Origin of the sequence: Acinetobacter sp. ANC 4178 (assembly GCF_004331175.1) — a bacterium.
Taxonomy (GTDB): domain Bacteria; phylum Pseudomonadota; class Gammaproteobacteria; order Pseudomonadales; family Moraxellaceae; genus Acinetobacter.
This window is the reverse complement of record NZ_SJOD01000002.1, coordinates 20446-35886: the sequence shown is the minus strand read 5'-3', so window position 1 is coordinate 35886 and position 15441 is coordinate 20446. Positions and strand designations below refer to the sequence as shown.

Annotated in this window: 16 protein-coding genes; 10 read left to right on the top strand and 6 right to left on the bottom strand. The window is 40.5% G+C overall.

Translation table 11 applies throughout. The features are described from left to right. Window positions 1–411 precede the first annotated feature (411 nt). From thrS to E0H87_RS04525, 4 genes are all read left to right on the top strand, one after another. On the top strand, window positions 412–2334 hold the full coding sequence (gene thrS, locus E0H87_RS04540; protein ID WP_131322531.1) for a threonine--tRNA ligase: 1923 nt from the start codon (window positions 412–414) through the stop codon (window positions 2332–2334). Window positions 2335–2339: 5 nt separating this feature from the next. Then, window positions 2340–2891 carry a translation initiation factor IF-3 gene (gene infC, locus E0H87_RS04535; RefSeq protein WP_131265540.1) on the top strand — a complete coding sequence of 184 codons (552 nt, stop codon included), beginning with the start codon at window positions 2340–2342 and terminating at the stop codon, window positions 2889–2891. Window positions 2892–3123: 232 nt separating this feature from the next. Further along, window positions 3124–3741 (top strand): glutathione S-transferase N-terminal domain-containing protein, encoded by a 618-nt coding sequence (locus E0H87_RS04530; RefSeq protein ID WP_131322530.1) that lies wholly within the window; start codon window positions 3124–3126, stop codon window positions 3739–3741. Between the two features lie 85 nt (window positions 3742–3826). Beyond that, window positions 3827–4252: a YqaA family protein gene (locus E0H87_RS04525; RefSeq protein WP_131322529.1), complete on the top strand. Its 426-nt coding sequence runs from the start codon at window positions 3827–3829 to the stop codon at window positions 4250–4252. 32 nt (window positions 4253–4284) lie between these two features. Here E0H87_RS04525 and E0H87_RS04520 read toward each other — a convergent pair whose 3' ends face one another. The 3 genes from E0H87_RS04520 to E0H87_RS04510 form a co-directional block, all read right to left on the bottom strand. After that, window positions 4285–4644: an energy transducer TonB gene (locus E0H87_RS04520; protein WP_131322528.1), complete on the bottom strand. Its 360-nt coding sequence runs from the start codon at window positions 4642–4644 to the stop codon at window positions 4285–4287. Window positions 4645–4706: 62 nt separating this feature from the next. Continuing rightward, entirely contained in the window at window positions 4707–5447 is a 741-nt protein-coding gene (locus tag E0H87_RS04515) for a TonB family protein (RefSeq protein ID WP_131322527.1), read from the bottom strand. Between the two features lie 105 nt (window positions 5448–5552). After that, on the bottom strand, window positions 5553–6806 hold the full coding sequence (locus E0H87_RS04510) for an MFS transporter (protein ID WP_131322526.1): 1254 nt from the start codon (window positions 6804–6806) through the stop codon (window positions 5553–5555). A gap of 220 nt (window positions 6807–7026) precedes the next feature. Between E0H87_RS04510 and rpmI the strand changes: the two genes are divergently transcribed. The 3 genes from rpmI to E0H87_RS04495 all read left to right on the top strand — a co-directional run bounded on the left by rpmI (window position 7027) and on the right by E0H87_RS04495 (window position 7965). Beyond that, window positions 7027–7221: a 50S ribosomal protein L35 gene (gene rpmI, locus E0H87_RS04505; RefSeq protein WP_004278281.1), complete on the top strand. Its 195-nt coding sequence runs from the start codon at window positions 7027–7029 to the stop codon at window positions 7219–7221. Window positions 7222–7232: 11 nt separating this feature from the next. After that, window positions 7233–7592: a 50S ribosomal protein L20 gene (rplT, locus tag E0H87_RS04500; RefSeq protein WP_004675688.1), complete on the top strand. Its 360-nt coding sequence runs from the start codon at window positions 7233–7235 to the stop codon at window positions 7590–7592. A 160-nt stretch (window positions 7593–7752) separates the two neighbouring features. Then, entirely contained in the window at window positions 7753–7965 is a 213-nt protein-coding gene (locus E0H87_RS04495; RefSeq protein WP_131322525.1) for a hypothetical protein, read from the top strand. A gap of 109 nt (window positions 7966–8074) precedes the next feature. Here the strand turns inward: E0H87_RS04495 and E0H87_RS04490 are convergent, their stop codons facing one another. Beyond that, window positions 8075–9097, bottom strand: a complete 1023-nt coding sequence (locus E0H87_RS04490) for a hypothetical protein (protein WP_131322524.1) — start codon at window positions 9095–9097, stop codon at window positions 8075–8077. Between the two features lie 155 nt (window positions 9098–9252). On the opposite strand from E0H87_RS04490, the gene pheS reads away from it, so the two are divergent. From pheS to E0H87_RS04475, 3 genes are all read left to right on the top strand, one after another. Beyond that, window positions 9253–10233 (top strand): phenylalanine--tRNA ligase subunit alpha, encoded by a 981-nt coding sequence (pheS, locus tag E0H87_RS04485; RefSeq protein ID WP_016166121.1) that lies wholly within the window; start codon window positions 9253–9255, stop codon window positions 10231–10233. Between the two features lie 136 nt (window positions 10234–10369). Continuing rightward, on the top strand, window positions 10370–12751 hold the full coding sequence (gene pheT, locus E0H87_RS04480) for a phenylalanine--tRNA ligase subunit beta (protein WP_131322523.1): 2382 nt from the start codon (window positions 10370–10372) through the stop codon (window positions 12749–12751). Beyond that, window positions 12748–13044 (top strand): integration host factor subunit alpha, encoded by a 297-nt coding sequence (locus E0H87_RS04475; RefSeq protein ID WP_016166119.1) that lies wholly within the window; start codon window positions 12748–12750, stop codon window positions 13042–13044. The genes pheT and E0H87_RS04475 overlap by 4 nt, the downstream gene beginning before the upstream one ends. 134 nt (window positions 13045–13178) lie before the next feature. Here the strand turns inward: E0H87_RS04475 and E0H87_RS04470 are convergent, their stop codons facing one another. Both E0H87_RS04470 and rho read right to left on the bottom strand, forming a co-directional pair. Then, a complete protein-coding gene (locus E0H87_RS04470; protein WP_131322522.1) occupies window positions 13179–13445 on the bottom strand; it encodes a hypothetical protein in 267 nt (88 codons plus the stop codon). Between the two features lie 411 nt (window positions 13446–13856). Continuing rightward, the gene (rho, locus tag E0H87_RS04465; protein ID WP_116761404.1) at window positions 13857–15125 is read right to left on the bottom strand and encodes a transcription termination factor Rho; all 1269 of its coding nucleotides are present in this window, start codon (window positions 15123–15125) and stop codon (window positions 13857–13859) included. Window positions 15126–15441 lie beyond the last annotated feature (316 nt).

Here is a 15441-nt window from a genome sequence, read left to right as displayed (position 1 = left end):
CGAGTGATTGTTTATTTATAAGATAATGAATTTTATGTAAAAATAGTTTAATGCGGATCTTTAGTGAATCTTTATTCATAAATGTGATTAAATTCAATAATATATGAAAATAAAGAATGTGTGTTTATTTTTTAGTCGTAAAGATGGGGGTGCGAATGCTATGCATAGGAAAATGACCGAGCATTCATAGCTAAATAAAAACCGATTTTAAATTGTTTAAATAAATTTAAAACGACTATTTTCTTAGCGAAGAAAGATTTATCGAGGGAAAAGGTTTTATCCAACCCTGAACCCGTGTAAAATTCTTAACAGTTTTTATCCACCGTTTTTATCTTTTGAGGTTTTACCTCGATCATAATCTCGCGGTGACATGCTCCATGGTACGGGGCATCACTCCTTAAGGATTTTTTTATGCCAATTATCACTTTGCCAAATGGCGATCAAAAACAATTTGATCAAGCCGTATCTGTGATGGACGTTGCACTAAGCATTGGTCCAGGTCTTGCTAAAAATACAGTTGCAGGAAAAGTCGATGGTCGTTTAGTCGACGCATCTGACCTGATTACCACGGATGCAAGCCTTCAAATTATTACGCCTAAAGACGAAGAAGGTGTCGAAATTATTCGTCACTCTTGCGCGCACTTGGTGGGACATGCAGTTAAGCAATTGTTCCCTGAAGCGAAAATGGTGATTGGTCCAGTTATTGAAGATGGATTCTATTACGATATTTTCAGCGCAAAGCCATTTACGCCAGAAGATATGGCAGCTATCGAAGAGCGCATGAAAAAGCTCATCGATCAAGACTATGATGTCATTAAAAAAATGACGCCACGTGATGAGGTGATTGCAGAATTCACAGCGCGTGGTGAAGATTATAAATTGCGCTTGATTGCAGACATGCCAAATGAAACACAAATGGGCCTGTACTACCATCAAGATTATTTGGACATGTGTCGTGGTCCACACGTACCAAATACTAAATTTTTAAAAGCATTCAAGCTGACTAAAATGTCAGGCGCTTACTGGCGTGGTGATGCGAAGAATGAACAGTTACAACGTATTTATGGTACAGCGTGGGCAGACAAAAAACAGCTTGCAGCATATATCAAACGTATTGAAGAAGCTGAAAAGCGTGACCACCGTAAAATTGGTAAAGCTTTAGACCTGTTCCATATGCAAGAAGAAGCACCAGGTATGGTGTTCTGGCATCCAAACGGTTGGACCATTTATCAAGTACTTGAACAATACATGCGTAAAGTTCAGCAAGACAATGGTTACCTCGAAATTCGTACCCCACAAGTGGTTGATTTCACGCTTTGGGAAAAATCAGGCCATGCTGCAAACTATGCAGATGGTATGTTCACGACACATTCAGAAAGCCGTAACTATGCAATTAAACCGATGAACTGTCCTTGTCACGTACAAGTGTTCAACCAAGGTTTAAAATCATACCGTGATTTGCCAATTCGTTTGGCTGAGTTCGGTTCGTGTCACCGTAATGAGCCATCAGGTTCATTACACGGTATTATGCGTGTTCGTGGCTTTACTCAAGATGATGCGCACATTTTCTGTACCAAAGAGCAAATTGGTCAAGAAGTGGCTGATTTTATTCAACTGACTTTAGATGTGTATAAAGACTTCGGTTTCGAAGAAGTTCAAATGAAACTCTCTACACGTCCAGAAAAACGTGTGGGTGATGATGCACTTTGGGATATGGCTGAAAAATCTTTAGCAGATGCTTTAGATGCTGCAGGTTTGGAGTGGGAGCTTCAACCGGGTGAGGGTGCATTCTATGGTCCAAAAATTGAATTCTCGTTGAAAGACTGCTTAGGTCGCGTATGGCAATGTGGTACAATTCAATGTGACTTCAACTTGCCAGAACGTTTAGATGCGTCATATGTCACTGAAGACAATGATCGTGATCAACCTGTAATGTTGCATCGTGCAATTCTTGGCAGTTTTGAACGTTTTATTGGTATACTTATTGAACACTATGCGGGCTTCATGCCACCTTGGTTAACCCCAACTCAAGCATGTGTTATGAACATTACCGATTCGCAAGCAGAAGCTTGTGAGTCAGTCGTGGCGAAACTTAAAGAAAACGGTCTCCGTGCGATTTCAGACTTGAGAAATGAGAAAATCGGCTTTAAGATTCGTGAACGTACATTAGAGCGTATTCCTTACTTATTGGTTCTTGGAGACCGTGAAGTCGAGGAAGGTACTGTAAACGTCCGTACCCGTTCTGGAAAAAATTTGGGTACTATGTCAATCGACGCTTTCGTTGACTTAGTAAAAGCAGCCGTTGCCGAACGCGGCCGGTACATTGTGGAGTAACAGCGATTAAACAGCCTGACCGTAATCAACAGGGCGGTAACAAATCAAACCGTCCTGCTTTGAATGATGAAATTCGTGCGAAAGAAGTTCGTCTTGTAGACGAAAATGGTGAGCAAAAAGGTATTGTAAGCTTGGCAGATGCATTACGCGCTGCTGAAAGTGTTGAGCTTGATCTAGTTGAGATCGTAGCAAACGCAGAGCCACCTGTTTGTAAAATCATGGACTTCAACAAGCATTTGTTTGATCTGAAGCAAAAGCAGAAAGAAGCGAAGAAAAAACAGCATCAAGTACAGGTGAAAGAAATCAAACTCCGCCCTGGTACTGATGTTGGTGATTACAACGTAAAATTACGAGCAATTATCAAGTTCCTTGAAGAAGGTAATAAGGTAAAAATCACATTACGCTTCCGTGGTCGTGAAATGGCTCACCAACAGTTAGGTTTGGCTCAATTACAGAAAATTGAAGCAGATGTGGCTGAATTTGGTATTGTAGAGCAAGCACCAAAGATGGAAGGTCGTCAAATGGGTATGTTACTTGGTCCTAAAAAGAAAAAGTAATGATCCATTGATCTTAAAAAAGCACTGCCTATGCAGTGCTTTTTTATTGCCTGAAGATAAATTTGCTTGTAGTCGATATTTTAGAGGGGTGTATAAGGTAGTTTGAAATGTACATGTCTAGAGAATTTATATTCGAATAAGTGCTAAAGCGTTTATAAAATTACATCAAAATAATCATGCCTAATTATGCTATCGTGTATCCCAAAGAAGTGAATAAACAAAGGATATAAGAATGATCGATTTGTATTATTGGGGCACACCCAACGGTCATAAAATTACGATTGCTTTAGAAGAAATGGGTTTGGAATATCAAATTTTTCCAGTCAATATTTTAGAAAATGATCAATTTCAGCCTGATTTTTTACGTATCTCTCCCAACAATAAAATTCCTGCCATCGTCGATCAAAATGGACCTAAAGGTGAGCCGATATCGGTATTTGAATCTGGGGCAATTTTGCAATACTTGGGACGTAAAACTGGATTGTACTATCCAGTGGATGAACAAGAGCGCGTTGAAGTGGAGCAGTGGTTAATGTGGCAAATGGGCGGTTTAGGGCCAATGTTGGGGCAAAATCATCATTTTAGTCGCTTTGCGCCCGAGCGAATTCCATATGCGACCGAGCGTTATGTAAATGAAACCAAACGTTTATACGGCGTATTGAATAAACAGTTGATTGGTCAAAAATATGTGGCTGGGGAATATTCAATTGCAGATATGGCGATTTTACCGTGGATTTTGCGTTATGAGTGGCAGCAGATTCAGCTAGAAGATTATCCTTATGTTAAAGAATATGTTGAGCGTTTGACGGCTCGTCCCGCCGTGCAAAAGGCTTTGGCAATTAAAGTCTAATATCGGGTTGAACAAAGGGCATCTTCGGATGCTTTTTTTGTGCCTGCTCGCCTATACTTGGTTTGCATATTTTTAATGGCAGCGTATGGCTTATCTACTTTTATTTATTTCTGCATTTGGTGCAGCCACTTTACTGCCCTTGCAATCTGAGGCGGTCTTGTTGGGGTTACTGGCAAATGGCAGTTACTCAGTAGGATTACTCATTGCTGTAGCCAGTATTGGCAACATTTTAGGCTCATGTGTCAATTGGTATTTGGGCTTGAAGATTGAACACTATAAGCATAAAAAATGGTTTCCCGTCTCTGAACAGAAAATGTTGCAAGCACAAAAAATTTATCAGAAATATGGTTTTTGGTCATTATTGTTGAGTTGGGTGCCGATTATTGGTGATCCGATTACCTTAATTGCAGGCTTACTCAAAGAAAATTTTCTGCGTTTTTTGTTGATGGTGTGTTTGGCGAAGACTGGGCGTTATCTCGTGCTGTATCTTATTTTTCTCGGATGGTTTTAATTGGAAAAGCTGTTTAGCGAGGGTAGGGGGAATTATTGAAATGATGATTTTTCGTTATTCTGCTGCTGGCCATCAGCTTTTTTAGTGTTAAGGTCAATCAAAAAAGGTTGTTGTATATAAACTGGAAAGCGCTTAAAGCTTGCTAATTGAGCTGGGTTTAATCGAACTTGACGCATGGCATTTAAAAGTTTGTTATCTAAGGTGGATATGCCTGAACTTTTGGATAGATATACATCTATTACCTGCCCTTGGGCATTGATTGTAGCGCGAACAATAGCCTCCACTTCATTCTTTTGAGAGACCTGAGCAGAATGGGTATCATGATTTAAATGTGAATTTGATGAAGCACACCCGTATAACAATAGAATCATGATTAGACTAAGTTGTTTCAACTTTTATTCTCGATTTTGTAATATTAAAATTAAGGAGGTTATTGACCTCCTTAAACGATCATTTATTGACTGCATTCATTTAATTTGAATTGTATTTCATCTTTAAAGCTCGATTTTTTATAAAGCCATAAAGTACTTGCGTTGCGCTTCACTGTAATGTGGCTCTGGGAAATGGCTTGCACAATATTTTGGTCGAGTGCATAAATGCCAGAGCCTTGATTAATTTTCACTTTTTTGACCGCGCCGTGTTTATCCACTTTAAAGCTAAACTTGATCTTACGGTCATGTTGATTCAGATCGTCACGATTCAGTTCAAGTTGAGGTTGAGTCTTATAGAAAAATTTAACTTTTTGCTGCTGTTGTTGTGCCATCCAGTTTTTCGAATTAAAGTTGTAATTACACTCAGACGGATCTTGTTTTAGATTTAAACTAAAGGTTTGATAGCCAATAATGGGGAGTGTGGTATCTTCAACTTTATAAGGCTGAACATGTGCTTGACGCACAGCTTGAATTAAAGCTTCATCTAAGTTTTTTAAGCCAGTACTTTCTTGAACACTGGCTTGAGTGATTTTTCCTGTTTCATCAGCATAAATACGCAAAATTGCCGCACGATTCTGCCCTTTTAAATCATCATTGTTATATTGCGGTTGAGGAAAAGCTGTCCATTGAATGCGCGTGGTTAAATGGGCGGGCAGTGCAGTACTTTTTTGTACCGCCAATTGTGAGATATTGGCTTTTTCCGCACTGTGGCTATGCACAAAAGGAAAGCTAAGAATCAAGGAAAAACAAAGCAGTTGTTTCATAAAGTTAGGTAGGACATTCGTTTAAGAATGCTCATGCGTAATGGTGGCTGAATTATCGCCCAGTATTTCCTGATTTGAAAATACTGGCAAGTCTAAATTCATGTTTTATTGGTCTTTTCCTTGAGTAATATCAACACCAAATAAATCGGAAGTTTTTAACCAACTCAGTCCGACCACAAGTATGGTCATACAGCCCCCCAATACCGTCGCCATAATAGTGCCCATATACTTGGCTGCAAGCCCAGATTCAAAGGCACCCAATTCATTGCTACTAGATACAAACATACCATTTACTGCTGCAACACGCCCACGCATATTTTCTGGTGGGTAAATTTGCAAAATGGTTTGTCGAACCACCACTGAAATGCTGTCACATGCCCCAGTCATGGCTAAAGCAAACAAGGACAGCCAGACATGATTGGAAAATGCAAAGACTAAAGTGAACAGCCCAAATCCAGCTACAGCGAGTAACATGTTACGCCAAGCATTACGTGTAGGTGGAAATCGGGTCAGGGCAATCATGGTGATGAGTGCACCAATAGAGGGTGCAGCACGTAAATAACCGAGACCTTCGGGACCTATTTGTAAGATATCTTCGGCAAAAATGGGGAGGAGGGCAATTACACCACCAAATAAAACAGAGACCAAATCTAGTGAAATAGCCCATAAGACAATTTTGGTGTTCCAAATAAAACGGAATCCATCGCCTAAACTGGCCCATAAGTTTTCGGTTTCAATACTGGGGAAGCTGCGCTTTTGTAGCAAGTTAATCAGAATAAAACAGATGCTTAGTAATATGGCCACACTGAGTAAACTGGTTTCACGGCCAAGAAATGCCAGCATAAATCCACCTAACATTGGACCTAAAATCACGCCACTTTGCCAGCCAATCGTCGTCCATGTGGCGCCATTGGCATATAGCTCACGTGGAATTAAAAAAGGTTTTAATGAGGTGGCTGAGGGATTGTAAAATCCACGAATCGTACCTAAAGCAAAAATCACGGCATAAATGCCCCAAGAGAGGCCAGTGACACCAATATGCCCTAATCCAAAGGCATGAAATAATCCCCATAAAAGCAGTGGGAGTGGTACTGCAAAGAATAGGCAGATTTTCATAATCCTTTGTTTATTAAAGCGATCGGCAAAATAACCACCCCATAGTGAAAGGGTGATAAATGGAATCGCTTCGGCAAGTCCAATTAAACCGAGTGTGAGCGGATCTTTGGTAATCTTATACAGCGAATACGCCACAATAATTTCTTGAATAAGAATGGCAAGAGTAAGGCAAAATTGATTGAGTGTAACTATAGAGAAGTCTCGGTATCGGAGTGCGGCAAAAGCATCCTGCGTAGAGTTCATGGCGGTACGGTATTGAAAAGATGAGGTATTATACGACTTGGGCTAAGTCTAGGTTATAAAATCATCGCTTAAAGCTTATCAGGAAATAAACTAAGCTTTCTTTTTTGCTCATTATTTGCTTTTGTTTTAGACAGAGTTCGATTAGAATACTTGCTCCCTTACCTGCAGGTCGTTTTGCAATGGTGCAAACGTTCCGAACAGGTGTTCAAAAGAGGTTGTTATGCCTAAGATGAAAACTCGCCGTGGTGCAGCTAAACGCTTTAAAGCGACTGCTAACGGTTTCAAGCGTAAACAAGCGTTCAAACGCCACATTTTGACCAAAAAATCTGCTAAGCGTATTCGTCAATTACGCGGCTGTGTAATGGTTCACGTGAGTGACGTTGCTTCAGTTCGTCGTATGTGCCCATACATCTAAGGAGATTATAAATGGCTCGTGTAAAACGTGGTGTACAGGCTCATCGCCGTCATAAAAAAATTCTTGCTCGTGCTAAAGGTTACTACGGCGCTCGTTCACGCGTATATCGCGTAGCGTTCCAAGCAGTAATCAAAGCGGGTCAATATGCTTACCGTGACCGTCGTCAGAAGAAACGTCAATTCCGTGCTCTATGGATTGCGCGTATCAATGCTGGTGCTCGTCTAAACGGTTTGTCATACAGCCGTATGATCGATGGCTTGAAAAAAGCTCAAGTGATCATCGACCGTCGCGTACTTGCTGACATCGCTATGCATGATGCAGTTGCATTTGCTGCTTTAGCTGAAAAAGCTAAAGGCGCATTAGCTGCTTAATCATCTTCCGATGATTTAAAAAAGACCGCTTTATGCGGTCTTTTTTATGGCCTACTTTTTGTTAAAGCATAAAATTTGAGTGGTGTTACATAATTTATCTTTAAATGAATCAGACTTAGTCGCCTAATAAAAACAAGTCATTATAAAAAGGAATAGGCCAATGCTTGCAGAAATTGTAGGTATCAATCAAGCGCGGATCACTGTAAAGCTGGAAATGATTCCAAGAATTGGCGAGTCGGTTAAAATTATGTATGGGCCAGACGCACAATTGGAAGGGGAAGTTGTTGCTGTGCAGCATTATATCAATCAGCATGCCGATGAGCATAAAGTACGCATTGAGATACGCCCTTTTAATTTGTTGATTACCTCTTAATATTGTCCATTAAAATATGTTTTTGAAAAATTAAAAATATACAGTACTTATGCACGTTATATTGAAATTCATCAAAGAAAGCCACTATTGTGTGGCTTTCTTTTGCACTTTATAAACCAAAATAATAAGCGAGAATACAAATTACAACAGTAATTAGAATGAGCTTGAATACAGCAGAAGAACCAATTTTATGCGGGTGATGCGGTGCTGAAGGTGTAGCTGTTGTGGTTGTAACAGGGGCGCCTTCCAATGGGTTATTGACTGCAACTGAAGTTAGTTGCGCTGTTTGATAGTGGTTGGCAACTTTAACAATAAATTTAGTTTGAATATCTTCGAGCTTTTGTGAAAAGTGACGTAGGTTGAGTTGTTCATCGGCGCTGAGTAGGGAGCCATCTTCATGTTGAGGGTGTTGTAATTTATTGTGGATAAAATGATTTAAGGCTTCGAGTCTGTAGAGGGATTTATGTGCAAAATCAGCAGGATAATCCGTCGGTATTAAAGCAAGTTTTTGTGAATCTAATTCGTTTTCAGTATTTGTTTTTGCAACATAGCCAAAATACGGTAAGTTTGATTGTGTCGGTTCGACAAAACCTTGCATTAAAGGGTTATTGAATAATTCGGTTTGCGTGTAGCTCTGGATATCATCCCAATTTGGGCGTTGTAAGTCTGCATCAATGCGTTTGGCAAGTTTGGAGTTGAGTTCAAAACGCCAGAAGGTTTCGTGACGTAAGGGATTTTTCTGTGCAGCAGGGGCTTCAAAATCATTATCTGCGTTATACCATTCCGCCAATTCTTTACCAAAAATCCAGGCTATTTTTTTATTGGCTTCGTGGCTGACAATAAAATGTGCGAAAGGCAGGAGTTCGACGTTGGCATTCGGATTCTGTTCGTCATTTAACAGACTTGAGCTGTGTAAGCTTAGGCGCTTTGTCCCCTGTTTTTTGAGTCCTTCAAGCCAAATTTGAAAGTGTTGTGCCAATAAATGCTGCGAGATAAGATCTCGAAATACAAAGAGATGTTGATCAAAAATAGGATGTTGTTTCCAACGATTAAAACTGAGCTCTTTGTTGAAGAATTCATTGCCATAGGTAACGAGCGTGAGCTGTTGTTTCCAAATTTGATCGAGGGCCATAGATATTGATCTCTTTGCAAGTGGGTTTATCTTATACTTTTTCTAATTTCGGATGTTAATCAAATTTTCCTTAATTGGAAACTGATCAATCTTGTTAAAAACTGATAGAATATCGGGTTTTATCTTATTATTAAATTGTTGCTTTGAGAGTTACTATGTCACTGGAAGCCCTGACCACCGAAGCGCTTGCTGCCATTGCAGCAGCTCAAGACCTTGCTGCACTCGATTTGGTTCGTGTGCAATTTACAGGGAAAAAGAGCCAGCTTGCAGAACAATCCAAAGCCTTGGGTAAAATGGACCCTGAGGAGCGTAAAGTTCAGGGTGCCGCAATTCATGCTGTGCGTGAAGCAATCAATGCAGCATTGACTGAACGTCAAACGCAATTACAAAAAGCAGCGTTAGAACAACAGCTTGCAAGTGAAACGATTGATATTACTTTGCCAGGGCGTGGTCAAACGATTGGAAGTATTCATCCCGTTACTCAAGTGCAGGAGCGTATCTGTCAATTCTTTACTAAAGCAGGCTTTACGGTCGCGACAGGTCCAGAAGTTGAAGATGACTACCATAACTTTGAAGCGCTCAATATTCCGGGTCATCATCCAGCCCGTGCGATGCATGACACATTCTATTTTGATGCCAATCATTTGTTGCGTACGCACACTTCAGGTGTACAAATCCGCACCATGGAAACCACACAACCGCCAATTCGTATTGTGTGCCCTGGTCGTGTATATCGCTGTGACTCGGATCAAACGCATTCGCCAATGTTCCACCAAATTGAAGGTTTGTACGTTGCTGAAAATACCAGTTTTGCTGAACTGAAAGGTTTATTGGTGAACTTGCTGAACGAATTCTTCGAGAAAGATTTGAAAGTTCGTTTCCGTCCATCGTACTTCCCATTTACAGAGCCAAGCGCAGAAGTAGATATTATGGATGAGCGTGGTAAATGGTTAGAGGTTTTGGGTTGCGGTATGGTGCATCCAAATGTCTTACAAGCTGCGGGTATTGATCCAGAGAAATATAAAGGCTTTGCGTTTGGTTTAGGGGTAGAGCGTTTTGCAATGTTGCGTTATGGCATTAATGACTTGCGTATGTTCTATCAAAATGATGTGCGTTTCCTACGCCAATTTGCTTAATAGTTTAAACAGTTATTTGAGAATTATTGAAATCCCCCTAAATCCCCCTTTATAAAGGGGGCTGGTCTACCTAAAACGGTGGTGTGTTTTCCTCTCTTTAAAAGAGTGGTTAGGGGAGATTAAGGACATTGAATTTATGAAAATTAGCGAAAATTGGTTACGCACATGGGTGAATCCAGCCATTGATAGCGAAACTTTATCTGACCAACTGACCATGCTAGGTCTGGAAGTCGATGATTTATCTCCTGCAGCAAAACCATTTACAGGTGTGGTGGTAGGTGAAGTTTTAACAGTAGAACAGCATCCAGATGCAGACCGTTTACGTGTCACTACCGTAAATATTGGTTCGGGTGAGCCATTACAAATTGTATGTGGTGCACCGAATGTTCGCGTGGGAATGAAAGCACCAGTTGCAACTATTGGGGCTGTGTTACCAGGTGATTTTAAAATTAAAAAAGGCAAGCTACGTGGTATTGAATCACAAGGCATGTTGTGTGGTGCTTCGGAAATTGATCTAGAAGATAAAATTGATGGTCTTTTAGAGCTTCCAGCAGATGCACCTGTGGGCGTGAATATTCGTGAATATCTAAATTTAGATGATCATGTGATTGATATTAGCATCACACCAAACCGTGGTGATTGCTTCAGTATTCGTGGTATTGCACGTGAAATTGCTGTCATTAACCAAATGACGGCAGTGGCACCTGAAATTAAAGAGGTTGCTGCAACCATTGCTGATGAGAAAAAGGTTGTTGTCACTACTGAAGGTTGCCCGCGTTATTTGGGTCGCGTCATCAAAAACGTAAATACCAAGGCACCAACACCAGAATGGATGGAACGTGCGCTTGCGCGTTCAGGTATGCGCCAGCACAGTATTTTGGTCGATATTACCAACTATGTGTTGATGGAGTTGGGTCAACCATTACATGCGTTTGATGGTGGAAAAGTTCAAGGTGCAGTGCATGTGCGTCAAGCAACAGCAGCAGAAAAACTGGTGTTGTTAAATGAACAAGATGTTGAGCTGAATGAAAAAGTCATGGTGATTGCTGATGATGAAAAAGCATTGGCGATTGCGGGCATCATGGGTGGTTTATCATCTTCAGTCACCGATGAAACGACTGAAATTTTCTTAGAATCTGCATTCTTCGCACCTTTACATATTGCAGGTCGTGCGCGTAGTTTTGGTTTACATACCGATGCGTCGCAGCGTTATGAGCGTGGTGTAGACTTTGAATTACCAATGATTGCAATGCATCGTGCATCACAATTGATTGCTGAGCTTGCTGGTGGTGAATTTGGTCCGATTACTGTTGCAGAACAAGCTGAAGTTTTACCTAAGCGTGAAGTGATTGAACTTAAACAGGCGCAAGTCGATCAACTGTTGGGTTACCGTGTAGAAGGTGAATTTATTGCTGATGCACTGACACGTTTAGGTTGTGTTGTGACGGTTAAAGCGGAAGGTCAGTGGTCTGTTGTTCCACCATCACACCGTTATGATATGGCGATCTACCAAGATCTGATTGAAGAAGTCGCACGTATCCATGGTTATGACAACATTCAAATCAGCTTGCCAAAAATTGAAGCACAATTGGCTCAATATCAAGACCAATTTGAAATGGCTCAGCTTCGTCAAACCCTCGTGACTTTGGGTTATCAAGAAGCGATTAGTTTCAGCTTTGCGGACTTGAAACTTGAAAAACAGCTCAATCCAGCAGTGAATCCTTTGGCATTGGCTAATCCAATTTCAAGTGATTTAGCGGTCATGCGCTCGACTTTGCTTTCAAGCTTAATTCCTTGTGTGCAATATAATATTAACCGTCAACAAAGTCGTGTGCGCTTCTTTGAGTTGGGTTTGCGTTTTGACTATCAAGATGCCAATAATATCCATGATTTAAAACAGATTCCAACATTAGCCATGATTGCTGTAGGTGCGAAGCAAGCAGAATCTTGGCATGCTAAACCGCAAGCAATGGATTTCTTTGACTTTAAAGGTGAAGTGGAAGAGCTATTGGCGGCAGGGCGTGTCAAAGTGGAATATACGCGTTCTGAGCGTGTATGGTTACATCCAGGTCAGTCGGCAGAGATTGTGGTGGCTGGTCAATCAATTGGTTATTTGGGTCGTTTGCACCCAACGCTGGAAGCAGAGTTGGATTTAGGTACGACTTGGGTGGCTGAACTTGATCAAAAGGCAGTTTTGCAAACTTATGTATCTAATTTTACAGAATTATCACGTTTTCCATCAGTTAGACGTGATATTGCGCTTTTAATTAGTGATAAGATTAATATTGGTGAAATTCAGCAACTTATCACTAAAACTGGTGGGGAGCTGTTAAACTCGAATTGGCTCTTCGATGTATACACAGGACAAGGGGTTGAAGCAGGTAAACGCTCATTGGCATTTGCACTGTTATGGCAACATCCTTCACGTACATTAGAAGATGCTGAAATCAAATCGGGTATGGATACAATCATTGAAGTGTTGCAAAACACTTATCAGGCGACATTGAGGGCTTCATGACAGCATTAACTAAAGCAGAAATGGCTGATCATTTAAGTGAGCTCACGAGTTTAAACCGTCGTGAAGCAAAACAAATGGTCGAATTATTCTTTGATGAAATAAGCCAAGCGCTTATTTCTGGAGAACAAGTTAAACTTTCGGGTTTCGGGAACTTTGAGTTGCGTGATAAGCGTCAACGACCAGGTAGAAATCCTAAAACGGGTGAAGAGATTCCGATTTCTGCCCGCCGTGTTGTAACATTCCGCGCAGGTCAGAAATTTAGACAGCGTGTTGGGAAAGAGCAGATCGATTGATCTGCTTTTTTTATTATTCTGAAATTGGTGTAATTACTTAAAATTATTGATATTTCGATGTGAACTGTAAATTTTAGGCATAAAAAAGAGAGAACGTAAGTTCTCTCTTTTTTTATACTACCTAATCGTAAAGATTAGTGAGCAGCAGAAGCAGCAGCATCAGTAGCAGCGTCAGCAGCAGAAGCAGCAACGTCAGCAGCAGAAGCAGCAACGTCAGCAGCAGAAGCAGCTTCAACAGCAGCAGCATCTACAGCAGCAGTAGCTTCAGAAGCAGCAGCAGTAGCTTCAGACGCAGCAGAAGCAGCAGCTTCAGTAGCAGGAGCTTCTTCTTTTTTAGCACAGCCAACGAAAGCTAAAGTAGTAGCAACTGCAGCAGCAATAGCGATTTTTTTGAATAACATGGCATCACTCTCTAAAATATGAGATTAAAAAAAACCAAGGTCAGCTGTTATGTGCTTTTATTCTTCCTAAATTTGTTAGGCAGTAACAATGCAGGAGCAGCTTAACTGGTCTGCGAATATGCTATCACTGCCCATTTTGAATTACTACTAGTTTGTGTGAAAAAAAACCAAAAAATGAGCAAATAAATGCTTTTTTTTAACAGAAAATAACAATTAAAGATGTGCTTTGTATTGGAGAAATACTTATTAAGTTTATAAAATTAAAGAGGTTTTTAATATCATTCATTTAGCAATCAAATATTTGCAATTGTTGTTACATAGCTTAAGGTGAATTGTGTATTTATGTTAATAAAGTCAACCAAATAAAAAGGCCACTGATAAAAGTGACCTTTTTATGTTTCATGAATCAAATTAATTGGTTGCTTTACGCTTCATTTGATCAAAGAAATCATCATTGGTTTTGGTTTCTTTCATACGATCTAATAAGAATTCCATTGCGGCCAATTCATCTTGAGTGTGAAGTAACTTGCGTAGAATCCATACTTTACGTAGATTATCTTCAGACATTAAGCGCTCTTCACGACGTGTGCCTGATTTTTTGATGTTCATTGCAGGGAATACGCGCTTCTCAGCAATACGGCGATCTAGTGTGATTTCTTGGTTACCTGTACCTTTGAATTCTTCATAGATCACTTCATCCATCTTACTGCCAGTTTCAATCAGGGCAGTTGAGATAATGGTTAGTGAGCCACCTTCTTCAATATTACGTGCAGCACCAAAGAAACGCTTCGGACGTTCAAGTGCATGCGCATCCACACCGCCTGTTAACACCTTGCCAGATGAAGGTACAACGGTATTGTAAGCACGAGCCAAACGGGTAATTGAGTCCAGTAGAATCACAACATCTTTTTTGTGTTCAACCAAACGTTTTGCTTTTTCAATCACCATTTCAGCAACTTGTACGTGGCGCGCAGGAGATTCATCAAACGTAGAGGCAATTACTTCACCACGTACTGTGCGCTCCATTTCAGTCACTTCCTCAGGACGTTCATCAATCAGAAGAACGATCAGGAAGCATTCAGGGTTGTTACGTACAATCGATTGCGCGATATTTTGTAACAACATGGTTTTACCCGCTTTGGGTGGGGCAACAATAATTGAACGTTGACCTTTACCAATTGGCGCAACCAAATCCACCACACGAGCAGTTAAATCTTCTGTGGTGCCGTTACCTAACTCCATCACCAATTGTTCAGTTGGGAATAATGGCGTTAAGTTTTCGAATAAAATTTTATTACGTGAGTTTTCAGGGGTGTCGTAGTTAATTTGGTTCACTTTCAACAGGGCAAAATAACGTTCACCTTCTTTCGGTGGGCGAATCGTTCCCGTGATGGTGTCACCCGTGCGCAAATTAAAACGACGAATTTGCGAAGGGCTAACATAAATGTCATCTGGTCCGGCAAGATAAGAACCTGCGGCAGAGCGTAAGAAACCAAAACCATCTGACAGAATTTCGAGAACGCCATCACCAAAGATCTCTTCGCCATTCATCGCATGACGCTTTAAGATGGCAAAGATAATATCTTGCTTACGGTTACGTGCCATTCCTTCGAGGCCCATAAACTCTGCAATTTTGATGAGTTCGCCAATTGGTTTTTTCTTGAGTTCGGTTAAATTCATAGGTGGTCAGATAGAATCAAAAATTCTAGAAACAGGTTGGAAAGGGAGCAACATTCGGTCGCATACAGCAATAAAATGACGGCATTGTATTAATACAATAACAACGCGGTGGTCTGATAAATTGTTGCGAAGAGAAAATGTGTGAAACAAATTCTGTTGCCGAACGGCGATCTTATGTGTTGTGTCTTGTAAGAAAAAGATGGACTTGAAAAATCCTTTCTTTCTTGAACATGAAATATAAGAGAGATTCTTGACTTTGTCAATTTATAGACGAAAAAAATGCGCTATTGAGCATAGCGCATTTGGTCTAATTGCA